Consider the following 15,105-nt stretch of genomic DNA (forward strand, 5'->3'; position numbering starts at 1 on the left):
GTTTTATTCTAATTCAAGTACGTCATTACTCAGTAAGCGATCATTTTCAAATAAATTTACACGGTATATCCCTGGAAGGAATTCGTCGATAGGTGGGTTGATAAGTACACAGGAAACCACTTCTTCATTCTGGTAATCTATTTGTTGATAAGCACTATAGATTAAAATATTTTCACCAAACGACAGCGATATGCGTTCTCCCATTACATTATTACGCGGATCGATAACCTGAATATAAAAATCGTGACTACCGGGTCTACCAAACTCATTTTCGTTTACGGTATAGCAAATTTCAATTTTATCTATACGACTTGCGCGATCGTTAGGCAGTCTTTTACCACTACGACGAAGGATTACACCCGCAGAATTAAATTTACTTACTGTAAGTTGGGAGCCTTTTGCCAGGTCATCTTTCAAAGTATTATTCTGTGATTGTAAAGAGTCTAATTGTACCACACTTTGATCAAACGCCGCTTCTACGGTAGATTTTTGAGAGACAAGTAGTGCGTTTGCAAGTAATAAACTATCGGTTTTTTTACGAAGAACATCCCGTTCATTGCGTAAAATACTAAGCTCTCGTCTATAGTTTTGAATAGTTGTTTGCGATGTGGTAGCATTTTCTAATCGCATCAATAAATTTTGAATGCGTGATCTGGCTTCGCGCAATTCTTTATTCATAAGCTTACTGCTTTCTATTTCAGAATTGTAGGTGGTAAGTAAATCACTCAATTCGTTTTGAAGCATTAATTTCTCTTCTGAAAGAGCAACTTTGTTTGCACTTAACTCCTGATAAAAAGAATAGGTATAAACCCCAAGGCCTACAAGCAGAAAAAAAAGAATACCTATTAGAACCTTTAAAGCATTGTTATTGCGATTAGCACTCATGCAAACGATTTTATATCTTAGTGTGAAGTTATAATTTTTAATCAAAATGAGATAATGTCGCTACTCAAACTCTTTTATCCCGATCAATGTAATGCGTGTGATAATTTGCTAAGTAGCGGTGAAAATCTCATTTGCACTACTTGCAGACACGCATTACCACTTGCTCACTTTCATACTACAACGTACAATCCTATTATAAAATTATTGTACGGTAGAACTTCTCTAGAATTAGCCATAGCTCTTTTTTATTTTGATAAGAAAACCCGGGTACAGCAGTTAATTCATAATTTAAAATATAGAGGGCAAAAGAAATTAAGCGCCTACTTTGGAATTTGGCTCGCAGAACAAATTATTGATATAGAAGCTTATAAGAATATTGATTGTGTAATACCAGTACCCTTACACAAGAAGCGATTAAAATCTAGAGGTTATAATCAGGTAGAAGGATTTGGTAAGGCTATTGCTAACGCTTTAAATAAACCCTATATAGATGATGTTTTATACCGTACCAAAGCAACAAACACACAGGTTTTTCTCAATAGAAGATTTAGAAGTACAGAAGTCATTGAGTCTTTTTCTTTACGTAATGAGGAAGAACTAAAGGGCAAGCATATACTGCTGGTTGATGATTTAATAACAACAGGAGGTACTGTAGAAGGTTGCTTTTTAGCTTTGCAAAAAGCAACAGATATAAAATTAAGTGTCGCAGTTATGGCAATAGCTGTTTAAAAAATATCGTTTAACGTATTAAGCAGATCAAATAGATTTACAGTCTCCTCGCATGAGGTTTCTATAACTTGTCATTAAAAATAATTGTTACTTTGCGCTGTTATGTTTAGAAAAGGTTTACAACTAGTTATCGTGTCACTACTCTTATTAGTAGTTGTCAATTGTGCAAAGAGAGGAACACCTACCGGTGGACCTAAAGATGTTACTCCTCCTGTTTTAGTAAGTGCAGATCCACCTAATTATTCAACAAACTTTGAGGGAGATGAGGTGCGTATTTATTTTGATGAGTATATCAAATTGAAGGACCTCAACAAAAATCTTATTGTATCGCCACCTATGGATCCCAAGGCATCTATAACACCTATGGGAAGTGCTTCTCGTTTTATAGACATAAAACTTGTCGATACCTTATTAGAAAACACTACGTATGTATTTAATTTTGGTGAGAGCGTAACCGATAATAATGAAGGTAATCCTTTTTCTTTTTTTAAATATGTTTTCTCTACGGGAGACTACATAGATTCGTTAAAGGTAGTAGGTGTTATACGTGATGCTTTGTTACAAAAGGCAGATAATTATGTGACTGTTATGCTTTATGAAGCAGATTCTACTTACAGTGATTCTATTATTTATAAAGAAGTTCCCAGATATATTACTAATACCCTGGACAGTTCTAATGTCTTTGAAATCACAAATGTAAAAGCTGGTCGCTACAAACTGGCAGCATTAAAAGACGCAGATAATAACTACACCTTTCAGCCGGCAAAAGATAAAATCGCTTTTTACGATACATTTATCGAAGTTCCATCAGATTCAGTTTACGTATTAAATCTTTTTACTGAAATATTAGATGCTGAGGTGAGCAGACCTAAACAAGCATCAGCTCAACGAATAACTTTTCCGTATAAAGGAAATCCAGACAGTGTAAAAATCGATTTGCTAAGTACTCGCCCCGAGGGTTTTAAAAGTCTTATCACCTACAAAAGAGGTCAAGACTCCTTGCAATACTGGTTTGCACCAAAAATCGAAACAGATTCTCTAGTATTTAAGACGTTAGCAAATAAGAAAGTAGATACTACCTTTTTGCGTTTACGAAACCTGAAAAGAGATACTTTGCAGGTGAGCGCTGTATCAACTAGTCTAGTTCTAGAAGAAGATTTTATGTTGAATAGTACTATTCCTATAGTCGCTGCAGATTCTTCAAAAATTAAAATACAACGTAGCGATTCAACCTATATAACAGATTTTAAAACCCAATTGTTTCCAGAAAAACTTCAGTTAAGTTTGAAGTTCGACACAGAGGAAAAACAATCTTATGAAATTGTAATGCTACCTGATGCATTAACCGATTTCTACGGAAACAAAAGCGATACGCTGATTTTTAGAGCTACTACTAAAGAATACTCAGATTATGGAGAATTTGATATCACCCTAAAAGGTGCTGCCGAAGTACAACATATCGTACAATTAGTAACAGAAAAAGGCGATGTTAAGCGAGAGCAGATAGGAGTGGTGGGACAAAAAGAATTTAAATTTGATCGTATTGAACCGGGAACTTACTTTGCGCGTATAATCGTAGATCTAAATGCAAACGGGAAATTTGACACAGGAAGTTATTTAAAGCAACGACAACCCGAAGAGGTACTATATTATCCCAGTAAATTAGATATACGATCGGGCTGGTATCCTAAAGAGACCTTTATTCTTAACCAGGAGTAACCGAATAGATCTGTTATTTTAATTCAAAAGCATCCTGATCTGCCAGAAAATTAAGATGATTACGTGTTTTACTAAGATGTAACTTTGATAAAGTGGCGAAGATTGTTTTTTCTTCATCTTGAGCAAAAGCTAAAGTGGCTCCTAAGCTATCATAAATACCGCTATAGCCATTGTACTCGTAGTTATTACCATCAAATCCCACCCGATTTAAACCTATGCAATAGCACATATTTTCTATTGCTCGTGCTTTAAGTAAGGTGTCCCAGGCAAAAATGCGCTTCTTCGGCCAGTTTGCTACATAGAGGACTACATCATAATTAGAAGTGTTACGAGAAAATACAGGAAACCTTAGATCATAACAGACTTGCGGGAGTATATTCCACCCTTTAAAGTTTACGATTACTTGTTTATCGCCGCGTTCATAGACATGATGTTCACCAGCCAGAGTAAAGCGATGTCTTTTATTGTAAGTATGAAACGTGCCGTTAGGTTCTACAAAGTAAAATCGATTAAAGAATAGAGCATTTTCAGCCACCATTAAACTCCCGGCTATGGCGCTGTTTGTTGTTGCAGCTTTTGATTGCATCCAGCTAAGCATCTTGCCCTCATCTGCAATATGCTGAGGTTTCATACTGAAACCGGTTGAGAACATTTCAGGAAGCACAATAAGATCAATATCTGATTCGAGGGCATTTATTTTGTCATCAAAATACAATCGGTTTGCCTCAGGATTTTCCCATTTAAGATCGGCTTGAATTGCTGCTATATTAAGTTTTTGCGACATAATTAATGATTATAAATCCAACAGTAAATTTAATGATTAGAATATCTATTGGTAATATTAGTAAGTGAGATAATGCGTCATAAACTTAAAAATACGGAATTAGTATAACCAAAAAACCTCACTTAATTTAATAAGTGAGGTTTGGAATCTTAAATATACTTATATATATCTTAGTCGTTTAGCACGCGTACTTGCGCTGCTACCTTACCTTTTCTTCCTTCTTCTTCGATGTACTCTACTTGGTCACCTTCTTCTAACACTTCACCGTTTAAGCCGGTAGCGTGTACAAAGATGTCTTTTCCTGTCTCATCATCAGTAATGAATCCGTAACCTTTTGATTCATTAAAAAATTTAACTGTACCTTTCATTGTAAAATTGTAAAAAATTAATATTGGTACAAAGCTAAGAGATTATACAACACATAGGTTAACTTAATGTAAATAAATTTCTTAAAATTATTGATTTTCAGGTTTTTTACGAGATTCTTTGCTGTCATTAAACTCTCTCATTCTCCTTATGTTATCTTCATCTAGCATATAATCTTTTACTTTTCGATCTTTCCATCGGTGATATAAAAATAAAGGCATAACTATAAATGAAACTGCAAGAATTGTAAGTCCTAAAAACCGATCCCCGGCAACGAGGTCTTCCGTAAAATAGCGCAAATAAAATCCGTAAGCTAATGTGAGACAACAAATACAAAAAAGGGTGATTATGAGATTACGCATATATTATTCTAAATTTTAGACTTCAAAATTAATACTTGAAATTTCATTATTCGATCATTTTTGATTTTAATAGGTTCTGTTTCAATCCTGATTTTTTTTACAGAAACAATACTCAATACTAACGCCTAGACCTATAGTGCTGTTATTTTTTGAGGGTGGTCTTTTAGTTGTGTTTTCAAAAGAAAGCTTTTCAAACCCAAACCCTAAATCCAGTAGCGTATATGTCAAATAGACTGAAGTTAGAAAACGCTCGTTATTATCAAAATAAAATTCGACCCCTGTAGACAAGTCAAACCAAGAGTTATAGTTCTTAGAATTTATACGCTCCTGAAGTGCTAAGCGGGTGATATCATCTTCTGTTTTGTAATAAGAACTCTCAAATTTTACATCTCCAAAACTATACTCCGGCCAGATAAATAACCAGGCATCTTCGGGTTTTGTAAGACGTATTTTTGCTCCAACAGTAAACACATTGCCTTTATACTTGCTGCTTATAAGTTCTTGATTAGTTTCATTAAAAAAAGACACATCATTGGGATTACCAAATATTCTTTTAAAACCAATCTTTGGAGAAATCCAGTAGGTTGAAAATAAACTTACTCCAAATGCTCCATCTGCAAATATATTATCTTCAAAACCTGTATGTCTAAATGTATTAACCTTTGCAAAGACAGCTGGTTCTAGATTTTGAGAAAAGCTTATAGTAGCATTTAAAAAGAGATATAAAATAAATAGTTTTTGCATATTATTTACGAGAAAAACTCACCAGCATACGACGATATGCAGTTAGAAGTTTAGATTTTGAGATGAAACCGTGGTATTTTCCGTCCTTAATAACAGGTAAATTCCACGCGCCACTTTCCTGAAATTTACGCATTACCACTTTTGCAGGATCAGATTCTAGGTAAATATATTCTGGAGCAGCGTGCATTAAACTTCCTATTCTGGTGGTGTCATACAATGTGGCGTCAAACATAATTTCTCGTATGTCGTCAAGAGTTATTACGCCTACTAATTCATCATCTTCATTAACAACAGGAAAGAGGTTACGCGCAGATTTAGCAACAGCGTTTTTAACCATTTCTCCTAAGGTCATTTCGGGTCTCACCCGTATAAAATTTGATTCTATAACGTCATTTACATTAAGCAGTGTAAGTACAGCTTGATCTTTATCGTGTGTGATGAGTTCGCCTTTAAGCCCCAGCTCCATACCATAAACCGAATGCGGTAAGAAGTATTTATTAATACCGTATGCGATTGCGGCTGTAACCATCAAAGGAATAAAAAGCCCGTAACCGCCGGTGATTTCGGCAATCAAGAAGATAGCAGTTAAGGGCGCGTGTAAAACGCCTGCCATTAAGCCTGTCATACCCACAAGCGTAAAGTTTGTTTCAGAAATATACACCCCATTGAGGCCGAGATTGTTTATGATCTTTGCTAGGCAATTACCCATAACACTACCCATAAACAAAACCGGAGCAAAAATACCACCTATACCGCCGCCGGCGAATGTAATGGCAGATGCGATTACTTTAAAAAACACGAGTCCTGCAAGAAGAGCAATTACTACCCAAACATTATCGAGATAATCATTAAAAAAAGTTTCTCCGAGGGCATTTACAGCTTTACCATCTAATAATTCATTAATCATATCAAAACCTTCACCATACAGAGGAGGAATTAAAAAGAGTAAAATACCGAGAGAGCCTCCGGCAACCAATAGTCTCACTAATGCAGAATCCCATCTTTTATACAGCTTACTTGTTTTAAAATAAGCTTTACTAAAGTAAACAGATACCAATCCTGCTACTACCCCTAGAATCATATAGTACGGGAAATCTCCTATAGTAAATGCATCTTTAAGTTCAAAAGGCAAAATAGTATCTGAACCAAAGAAAAAATAGGAGGTAAGTATAGCAGAAAGTGATGCCAGTAAAAGTGGCATTAAGGATAATAGGGTGAGGTCTAGGCTAAATACTTCTACAGCAAAAATAATTGCTGCTATAGGCGCTTTAAAAATACACGACATAGCTCCTGCAGCCGCACAGCCCAAAAGTAACGTTCGGTTAGCCTGATCCATATGGAAAATTCGGGATAAATACGAGCTTATTGCCGCCCCGGTAACTACCGTAGGACTTTCTAAACCTACCGAACCTCCAAAACCAACTGTAATAGGAGCAGTAAGCAGTGAACCGAATATCTGGTAATTTTTAAGCAAACCCTTACGCTTAGATATAGCTCTTAAGGTCATAGGAACCCCGTGGCTCAACGGATTTCTAATCACATATTTTACGATAAGCACGGTTATAGCAAGACCTATAATAGGAAATAAAAAGTAGAAACCATACCTGTAGTTTTCTACAAGTTTACCCTCTAATAGAAGTTGTATGATGTGTGTGATATTCTTTATTAAAACGGCGCCAAGACCAGCAAGTAATCCTGTAAGTACAGCCAAAAAATAAATGAATGTTGTTTTTGAAATATGCTTGTAACGCCACGCGTGAAAGCGGTGTAATAAAGGTTTTTTACCAGGCATAGCATTTATAATTTTAGCGATTCAAAAGTAAGAGGAACTAATGAAACTTTTATAAAAATCGCCGTTAATTATAAACAGGCAAAAAAAATCCCTGCCGAATGGCAGGGATTTTTTTTTGAACATCAAAAGCTAATTAACAATATTCGTTAAAAGCATCAATAAGATTTTCTGCAATAAGATTTGCTGGACGTCCTTCAATATGGTGACGCTCTAACATGTGTACTAATTCACCATCTTTAAAAACGGCCATAGATGGAGATGAAGGAGGAAAAGGTACCATAAAGCTTCGTGCAAGATCTGTAGCTTCACGATCTACACCTGCAAATACAGTATATAAATTGTCTGGAGTTTTAGCATTTTGAAGTGCCATACGGGCTCCCGGTCTAGCATTAGCTGCCGCGCAACCACATACCGAATTCACTACAACTAGTGTAGTTCCTTCTTTTTTCATAGCTGCCTGTACATCTTCTGTTGTATGTAATTCTGTGAAACCTACAGAAGTAAGGTCTTCACGCATAGGTTTTACTAATTCTGCTGGATACATAAGTTCTTTTTTAATTTAAGGTTACAAAGATACAAAATAATAGTCGGGCACTTTTTCTAAACCCTACATAGCACAACTTGTTTTTTTAAACTTGTGGCGCATCCCTGCGGGTCAGGCTTTCAGCCGTCGCTGAATCATCTACTTCTGGCAGATGAAACGAGCTCCACAAGGCTTCAATCCTTTGCGCATGTCTAAAACAGTAACATTTTGTCATATTTACAGACTCACATCTTGCAAAGGCTTTATTTTTGCAGCGCAAATAAGTATTCCTTATTATGGAATACTCAAGTACTAAAGAAATTTTAATGATTAAATATATAGGAGCTGTAATAGGCTTTGCATACAGGGGAATAATAGGAGCAATAGCAGGTTATCTTATAGGTTCACTTTTAGATAGTCTATTTTTTAAAAATAATAAAACTACAACCAGTAGGAGCAGATCACCATTTAGCTCATCAGAACAATCGGTAACTCCGGGTGATTTTGAACTCAATTTGCTTTCGCTTTGCTCAATAGTTATAAAAGCAGATGGGCAGGTAAGTCAGCGGGAGATGGATTATGTGCGGCAGTATTTTGTACAGGCTTACGGCAAAGAGCGTGCTAATGCAACATTTAGAACATTTAATGAGGTAATTAAAAAACGGGAAATAAGCGCGCAACGTATATGTGCTTACTTAACACCGCGTACGCGCAGAGAAGTACGTCTGCAAATTGTACATTTTCTATTTGGTATAGCGCAGGCAGATGGTTCTGTATCGGTATCAGAAGTAGATCAGATTTCGCTAATAGCAGGATATCTTCAATTGAGCAGAGGTGAGTTTGAAAGCATAAAAGCTATGTTTTTCAAAAATGCAGAAAGCGCTTATAAAATTCTTGAAATTGAAAAGTCTGCTACAGATGCAGAAGTGAAAAAAGCTTACCGGAATATGGCAAAAAAATACCATCCAGATAAATTGCAACATATGGATGAAGCTTATAGACAAGGAGCAGAGGAGAAGTTTACTAAAGTTCAGGAAGCATACGAGACAATTCAAAAAGAACGCGGTATATAATAGTGCTTTTTTTTAGCTTTCTTATTAGCTATCAGTTGCCTAAACATTAACAGAATGTTATGTGTTAATATTCAAGCAATTATACTTTAAAAAATACGTTAAGGTCTAACTTTAAGACTCTAGTATTTTTTAGACTTTAAGAAGCTCCCTATAATGTTTAGAATATTCTTTCTTTTTTTTGCACTTCTCTTTAGTACCGCAAATGCGCAACAAGTAACTGTAAGCAATCCGCGACCGGCCGATGAACTCGTAGATTTGTTATTTGATGATTCGTGTGCTGCTATTTCAAATGTTTCTGTATCTTCAGTACAAGCAGCCGGTTCTTTTACAAATAACGGAGGTGCATTTCCTTTAGCTAACGGTGTTATATTACGTACTGGTGAAGCTAGACTTACCGGCGGTGGATATACCGGAAATCTTTCCGAATTAAATTCAGAATTAAATACAAATTCAGACTCTTATCTTCAAAATTTAAATGATGCTGTTGGAAACGGAGCTCAAATTTTTGAAACCTCTTTTTTAGAATTTGATTTTATTCCGTTATCGAGTAATTTTAGTTTTGATTTTATTTTTGCATCTAATGAATATGGGAAGTGGCAATGTACTTCGCAAGATATTGTAGCTTTTATATTAACCGATCTAGCTACTGGAAACTCTCAAAATCTTGCTGTAACTGCTGCCGGGGAGTCGGTTTCTGTACGTAATATTAGAGATCAGCAATTTAACCCCACGTGCAATTCGGTAAATGCAGATTTGTTTGACTCATACGAAGTTTCAAACGCCCAGAGCACAATTAATATGCGTGGATACACACAAGTACTCAATGCTTCATCTACACTTACTCCAGGGGCCTCTTATAATGTGAGAATCGTTATTGGGGATTCTAATGATACAAATTATGACTCTGCAATTTTTCTTTCTGGGGGGAGTTTTAATACAAGTGTAGATTTAGGTCCAGATTTAACGCTTTGCAATGGTGAACAAGCACGATTAGATACCGGTTTAGATGCCTCGATCTATACGCATCTCTGGTATTTTAACGGGAATTTAATTTCTGGACAAACTGGAAATAGTCTTCCTGTAAATCGTAGTGGTACTTATTCGGTAATCGTTAGAAATAATGGTTGCGAAATTACTGATGAAGTAGTTGTAAGTGACCTGTCTATATTATCGCTGGCAGATCTGGAATCTTGTGCAAATGGCTCGCAGCCTTCAATCTTTGACCTTACTCAAAATGATGCGGCGGTGCTGGGTGTAAATCCTTCACAATTTGAGGTGCTTTATTTTGCTTCTGTTTCAGATTTGAATGCAAATAGATCTATTCCTGCTTCAGAAGTTGTTACTTATTCCAGTACTGGCAATCAAACTATTTATATACGACTAAGAAATAGAAATACGGGTGTAGTCTGTGGAATAGCAGAGGATTTTCAGCTTAATACCTTACCGGAAATACAAATTACGCAACCTGCCCCTTTAAGTTTTTGTGCAGTTCCGGGTAATGATATAACATTTGATTTGACATCGGTAAACAGGCAAATTTTAGGAGGGCAAAATCCTGCACTTTTCTTAATTACCTATTTTGAATCGCAATCAGATGCATCTACTGCAAGTAATGAGGTTTCAAGTCCATATACTATTGCTGCGGGAAGTAGCGGTCAAGCGCTTTGGGCTAGAGTGGCTTACATAGATTATCCAGATTGTTTTAAAGTGGTAAATTTTAATATTGAAATTAATGATTTACCATTGGTAGATCAATTAAGCGATGTAATTACGTGTGATGCGTATGAATTAGAACCTCTTTCTAATGGGAATTATTACACCGGTTCTAATGGTACTGGAATACGCTTGAATGCTGGAGATATAATTACTGAAGATATTGATCTTTTTATTTTTAACGGTCCAGATGAAAATGGTTGTAGAAGTGAGTCTTCATTTACTATTACATTTATTGCAGAATTTGAATTAAACGAATTAGATGCTTGTGGCGAATTTATTATTCCTCCTACTCCGGCAGGAGCCTTTTATACACAACCCGATGGTCCAGATGGTACTGGAAGGCGACTTGGAACTGGTGATCGTTTGACCTCAAGTCAAACCATATACTTCTATTTTAATGATAATGGAATCATTTGTCGCAATGATGCTTTTGATATTATAGTGCATCCGCTTCCTCCAGTCGATACCCCTGCAAATGTGGTGGCGTGCAACTCTTATACATTACCTCCTTTAACTAATGGAGCTTATTTTACAGAACCAGAAGGAGCAGGCACACCTCTTTCTCCTGGTGATGTTATAAATACTACACAAAGCGTTTACATATTTAACGATGATTCTCAATGTACTAATACGTACGAGTGGCGCATTTTTATAGTGACATTATTCTCTAATCAACAAGTGTGCGGGAGTTATGAAGTGCCTACGGTGGAAGCTGGGGAGTTTTACACGCAACCTTTGGGAGGTGGAGCACGTATTCCACAAGGAACAATACTCACTACTTCGCAGCGAATTTATTATTATGTAAGTACAACAGACGGACTCAACTGCACAAATAATTCGTTTTTTGATATAGACATCATTACTATTCCTCAGGTAGATTCTTTGCCCAATCAGTTACTATGTGAAGGAGATTCCTATATTTTGCCCGCACTAATAAATGGGGAATATTTTGAACAACCTGGTAGAGGGGGTCGTCAATATAATGCTGGAGATGCAATAACTACTACACAAACCATTTACATAAATAATCAAGTTCTCATCTGTCAAAGTGAAACTGAATTTACGGTTGAGGTAAGGCCATCGCTGCCGGTAGATAATCTAACTTTTGTATTTTCTTGTGAAGCCTACAGTCTTCCGGAGTTAAATAATGGACGTTATTTTACGCAAACACAAGGGCAAGGAACCGAGTTGTTTGCAGGGGATCAAATAACAACCACGCAAACCATTTTTGTATATAATGCTTATGCTGATTTTCCATCGTGTTATTCAGAAAATAGATTTACAATTAATATTCTTGGTGTTGAGGTACCGTCTTTTGATGATGTTGCAGCTTGTGATTCTTATATTTTACCTCCGTTATCTGCTGGGAATTATTATACTCAAACCGGTGGAGGGGGAACTTTACTCAATGTCGGAGATCAAATTACAGCAACGCAAGAACTATTTATCTATGCACGTAACGGAACCCGCTTCTTTTGTGAAGATGAAAGTAGTTTTACGATAACAATTTCAGAAACACCCGTGTTACCAACACAACCGGATATTGAATCTTGCGGAAGTTATGTGCTTCCAGATTTACCTCAGGATGTCTACTCGCAAGCTTATTATTTGAGACCAAATAAGCAAAATCCAATTGACTCTTCAGATTACGAATTACTTCCAGGATCTTACACGATATATAAATATGCTGAAGCTTTAAATAATGCTACTTGCTTTGCAGAAACTTCATTTGAGGTAACCGTATACCCATTATTAGATCTTGTGGTTGAAGGCGGCACAATTTGTAGAAATGCAACTACGGGAGATGTGGAGCGTGCGGTATTTTTAGATACGGGTCTCGATCCTGCAGCATTTCTGGTAAGCTGGACGCTCAATGGAGAATTAGTAAATCAAGGGGCGGCCTATACAGCAGAAGAAGCAGGTGTATATACAATTACTACTCAAAAATTGACTCCGGATACGGGAGCGGCTTGTAATTACAATGCAACAACAGTTACGGTTTCAGAATCTGCAATTCCTGTTATAGAAGCTACTGTAACCCGTCCTTTTGAAGACACCTCTGGAATACGTGTCGAGATCCTCGAAGGTTTTGGTGAATATGAATATCAATTAGATGATCAGGCATTTCAAAACACCCCAGAATTTATAAATGTATTACCCGGTCCTCACTCCGTAACCGTGCGCGGTAAAAATGGATCCTGCGGCAGTACCACAATACAAGTTCAGGTAATAGATTACCCAAGATATTTTACACCTAATAATGATGGTTATCACGATACGTGGAATATTACCTCATTGTCTGATTATCCCGAGGCTCAAATATTCATATTTGACCGGTTTGGAAAACTTATCAAAAACATTTCTCCTTCAGGAATAGGATGGGATGGTACCTATAGGGGTATAAATATGCCTTCAGATGATTATTGGTTTAGAGTAGAATATACTTTTGATAATACGCCATTCGTTTTTAAATCACATTTTACACTCAAACGCTAGCTTTCAATCAATACTTATTATAATAGATTGAAGTGTTATTTAAACAAATTATGAGAACCAAAGGAGTGATTTAATTGGATAATCTTGGTGGCTCTGCAGGTATAGTTTATTTTTCCGCCTTCGACACCTTCAAATAGAGAGATGAAAAAAGTACTTATTGTATTATTTATTACAGCAACCTGCATATCTGCACAGGCTCAGGAATATAAAGAAACTATAAAAACCACCTTTACCGAATATCTGGATGCACTTGTAAATTCTGATTTTGATAAAGCAATGGATTATATGTTACCAGAATTTTTTGAGATAATTCCCCGAGCAGAATTAATTACGGTGATGGAGAAAACATTCAACAATCCGCAGATGTCTTTTAAAATTAGTAACCCTAAGGTGTTACAGGTTGATGATGCTCAGGTAATTGAAGGGAAATCATATGCATCCTTAATATATTCTAATGATATGCAAATCAAAATTAAGGGTGAAGAAGATGAGACTGAAGAGCGAAAAGCAATGCGCGTAGGCTTAACTCAGGGAGCTTTTATACAATCTTTTGGCAAGGATAATGTAACTTATGATGAAGCAACAGATAGCTTTAAAGTACATGCAGAAAAAAGTGTTTATGCAATTTCTAAAGACGGTAAAAAAGACTGGAAGTTTATTGTTCTTGAACAACGACATCGTGAAATGCTAGAGAAATTATTGCCTGAAGCACTATTGGAGCAGAACTAAATACTTATTATTTTAGGCCAAAAAAAGATTTTATAAATTCTTTTTTAGGTAAACTCCATATTATTTCAATGTCTTCTTTTACAGAACTCGTACCATCTAGAAACTTAAAAATTTTAGAGATATCATTCTTTTGAAACATCTGAGTAAAAAGCGCTGCACCCTGCTCATTGTGACGGTATAGAACATCTAAAAACAGTTTGTCATACCAGCGAAATCGATCTTTAATTTTAAAAGTATTTAAACTAGTATTAGATTTTAGAAAATAGATAAGCGCCGCTGTTTTATTTACTGTATTTGTAAATGTATATCCGGTGCTACCACGGGTCCACCCTCCTGCAGTTCCTATAAGCATTACATTTTGCGAATTATGTTTTTCAAATGGGTAGGCAGTCATTGGGATGCACCCTTTTTCTATTGCGGTTACCTCGTATTGAGAAGCTCCCAGAGACTCCATATAATCTTCAATGGCAGTTTCATATTCAGAATTTGGTAATAAATCCTGAGAAAATAATGTGTACTCTACGAGAGCAGTTTTTGTTGAAGTAGGTAAAACATACATAAATCGTGTATTGCCTTTTTGCTCGATGGAAAAATCCATTAACGTGGCAATTTCGGGATTAAAAACCGGCTCTTGTGTCTTTACTTCCCAGCCTATGAAATGTTGTTGTAATACAGGAAATGATTTTTGATTTTTTAAACGCTCTGGCGGAAGAATGCTGTTAAACACTTTATTAGCAAAATAAACATTTTGATCTGTAACCACTTTAACGCCTATTTCTGTTTCAGTAAGTTCTTTAAAATTTTCAGTTTTAAAACTAACCTGTTCAGAAGCCTGAAGTAATGCAAGAGATTCTTTGTAAAAGTCGATGCCTTCAACTTTATTATAGCTATAATTTTTTAGCGGAATATTTTTATCATAGGATGCGCTTTTGAATTTTACAAGGTTCCATTTTTTAGAAATTATAGAATCCCAAGGGATGGTGTTCTCACTCCAAAAGCACCAGGTTCTATCATTTTTAGTTTTATCTGAATTATCTATGATTAAAATTCGCTTGTCTGAAAAATAAGAATCGCTCACTAGCGATTTAGCAAGCAATAAGCCAGATAAACCTGCTCCTAAAATTAAATAGTCAAATTGAGGTGTTTGTGCTTGCATCTAGATCTATATCTGAAATTTGAAAATTTAA

General features: G+C 36.0%; 13 protein-coding genes. 5 read left to right on the forward strand and 8 right to left on the reverse strand.

The window, feature by feature from the left end; translation table 11 throughout:
* Window positions 1–3: 3 nt before the first annotated feature.
* Window positions 4–885 (reverse strand): coiled-coil domain-containing protein, encoded by an 882-nt coding sequence (locus tag DSM00_RS01130; protein WP_128756184.1) that lies wholly within the window; start codon window positions 883–885, stop codon window positions 4–6.
* 54 nt (window positions 886–939) lie between these two features.
* On the opposite strand from DSM00_RS01130, the gene DSM00_RS01135 reads away from it, so the two are divergent.
* Window positions 940–1,614, forward strand: a complete 675-nt coding sequence (locus tag DSM00_RS01135) for a ComF family protein (protein WP_164916275.1) — start codon at window positions 940–942, stop codon at window positions 1,612–1,614.
* A 102-nt stretch (window positions 1,615–1,716) separates the two neighbouring features.
* A complete protein-coding gene (locus tag DSM00_RS01140) occupies window positions 1,717–3,333 on the forward strand; it encodes an Ig-like domain-containing protein (protein WP_128756186.1) in 1,617 nt (538 codons plus the stop codon).
* 13 nt (window positions 3,334–3,346) lie between these two features.
* On the opposite strand, the gene DSM00_RS01145 is transcribed toward DSM00_RS01140, so the two are convergent.
* The 6 genes from DSM00_RS01145 to DSM00_RS01170 form a co-directional block, all read right to left on the reverse strand.
* Window positions 3,347–4,117, reverse strand: coding sequence for an amidohydrolase (locus tag DSM00_RS01145; protein ID WP_128756187.1), 771 nt, complete (start codon window positions 4,115–4,117; stop codon window positions 3,347–3,349).
* Between the two features lie 170 nt (window positions 4,118–4,287).
* Window positions 4,288–4,485: a cold-shock protein gene (locus tag DSM00_RS01150; protein ID WP_028377208.1), complete on the reverse strand. Its 198-nt coding sequence runs from the start codon at window positions 4,483–4,485 to the stop codon at window positions 4,288–4,290.
* An 87-nt stretch (window positions 4,486–4,572) separates the two neighbouring features.
* Entirely contained in the window at window positions 4,573–4,845 is a 273-nt protein-coding gene (locus tag DSM00_RS01155) for a hypothetical protein (protein WP_128756188.1), read from the reverse strand.
* A gap of 81 nt (window positions 4,846–4,926) precedes the next feature.
* Window positions 4,927–5,589, reverse strand: coding sequence for a hypothetical protein (locus DSM00_RS01160; protein WP_128756189.1), 663 nt, complete (start codon window positions 5,587–5,589; stop codon window positions 4,927–4,929).
* A gap of 1 nt (window position 5,590) precedes the next feature.
* Window positions 5,591–7,381 carry a chloride channel protein gene (locus tag DSM00_RS01165; RefSeq protein ID WP_128756190.1) on the reverse strand — a complete coding sequence of 597 codons (1,791 nt, stop codon included), beginning with the start codon at window positions 7,379–7,381 and terminating at the stop codon, window positions 5,591–5,593.
* Between the two features lie 133 nt (window positions 7,382–7,514).
* Entirely contained in the window at window positions 7,515–7,925 is a 411-nt protein-coding gene (locus DSM00_RS01170) for a BrxA/BrxB family bacilliredoxin (RefSeq protein WP_128756191.1), read from the reverse strand.
* 305 nt (window positions 7,926–8,230) lie between these two features.
* On the opposite strand from DSM00_RS01170, the gene DSM00_RS01175 reads away from it, so the two are divergent.
* The 3 genes from DSM00_RS01175 to DSM00_RS01185 all read left to right on the forward strand — a co-directional run bounded on the left by DSM00_RS01175 (window position 8,231) and on the right by DSM00_RS01185 (window position 13,918).
* Window positions 8,231–8,977, forward strand: a complete 747-nt coding sequence (locus tag DSM00_RS01175) for a TerB family tellurite resistance protein (RefSeq protein ID WP_128756192.1) — start codon at window positions 8,231–8,233, stop codon at window positions 8,975–8,977.
* Window positions 8,978–9,130: 153 nt separating this feature from the next.
* A complete protein-coding gene (locus DSM00_RS01180; protein WP_128756193.1) occupies window positions 9,131–13,189 on the forward strand; it encodes a T9SS type B sorting domain-containing protein in 4,059 nt (1,352 codons plus the stop codon).
* 141 nt (window positions 13,190–13,330) lie between these two features.
* Window positions 13,331–13,918: a hypothetical protein gene (locus DSM00_RS01185; protein WP_128756194.1), complete on the forward strand. Its 588-nt coding sequence runs from the start codon at window positions 13,331–13,333 to the stop codon at window positions 13,916–13,918.
* A gap of 7 nt (window positions 13,919–13,925) precedes the next feature.
* Here DSM00_RS01185 and DSM00_RS01190 read toward each other — a convergent pair whose 3' ends face one another.
* Complete coding sequence (locus DSM00_RS01190; protein WP_128756195.1) at window positions 13,926–15,074, reverse strand: lycopene cyclase family protein; 1,149 nt, start codon at window positions 15,072–15,074, stop codon at window positions 13,926–13,928.
* Window positions 15,075–15,105: the final 31 nt, after the last annotated feature.

It is taken from the genome of Leeuwenhoekiella aequorea, assembly GCF_004104375.1.
In the GTDB taxonomy this organism is placed as follows: Bacteria; Bacteroidota; Bacteroidia; order Flavobacteriales; family Flavobacteriaceae; genus Leeuwenhoekiella; species Leeuwenhoekiella aequorea.

Coding starts and splice junctions, on each gene's coding strand:
- DSM00_RS01130 (WP_128756184.1), bottom strand. CDS start 885: ATGAGTGCTAATCGCAATAACAATGCTTTAAAGGTTCTAATAGGTATT.
- DSM00_RS01135 (WP_164916275.1), top strand. CDS start 940: ATGTCGCTACTCAAACTCTTTTATCCCGATCAATGTAATGCGTGTGAT.
- DSM00_RS01140 (WP_128756186.1), top strand. CDS start 1,717: ATGTTTAGAAAAGGTTTACAACTAGTTATCGTGTCACTACTCTTATTA.
- DSM00_RS01145 (WP_128756187.1), bottom strand. CDS start 4,117: ATGTCGCAAAAACTTAATATAGCAGCAATTCAAGCCGATCTTAAATGG.
- DSM00_RS01150 (WP_028377208.1), bottom strand. CDS start 4,485: ATGAAAGGTACAGTTAAATTTTTTAATGAATCAAAAGGTTACGGATTC.
- DSM00_RS01155 (WP_128756188.1), bottom strand. CDS start 4,845: ATGCGTAATCTCATAATCACCCTTTTTTGTATTTGTTGTCTCACATTA.
- DSM00_RS01160 (WP_128756189.1), bottom strand. CDS start 5,589: ATGCAAAAACTATTTATTTTATATCTCTTTTTAAATGCTACTATAAGC.
- DSM00_RS01165 (WP_128756190.1), bottom strand. CDS start 7,381: ATGCCTGGTAAAAAACCTTTATTACACCGCTTTCACGCGTGGCGTTAC.
- DSM00_RS01170 (WP_128756191.1), bottom strand. CDS start 7,925: ATGTATCCAGCAGAATTAGTAAAACCTATGCGTGAAGACCTTACTTCT.
- DSM00_RS01175 (WP_128756192.1), top strand. CDS start 8,231: ATGATTAAATATATAGGAGCTGTAATAGGCTTTGCATACAGGGGAATA.
- DSM00_RS01180 (WP_128756193.1), top strand. CDS start 9,131: ATGTTTAGAATATTCTTTCTTTTTTTTGCACTTCTCTTTAGTACCGCA.
- DSM00_RS01185 (WP_128756194.1), top strand. CDS start 13,331: ATGAAAAAAGTACTTATTGTATTATTTATTACAGCAACCTGCATATCT.
- DSM00_RS01190 (WP_128756195.1), bottom strand. CDS start 15,074: ATGCAAGCACAAACACCTCAATTTGACTATTTAATTTTAGGAGCAGGT.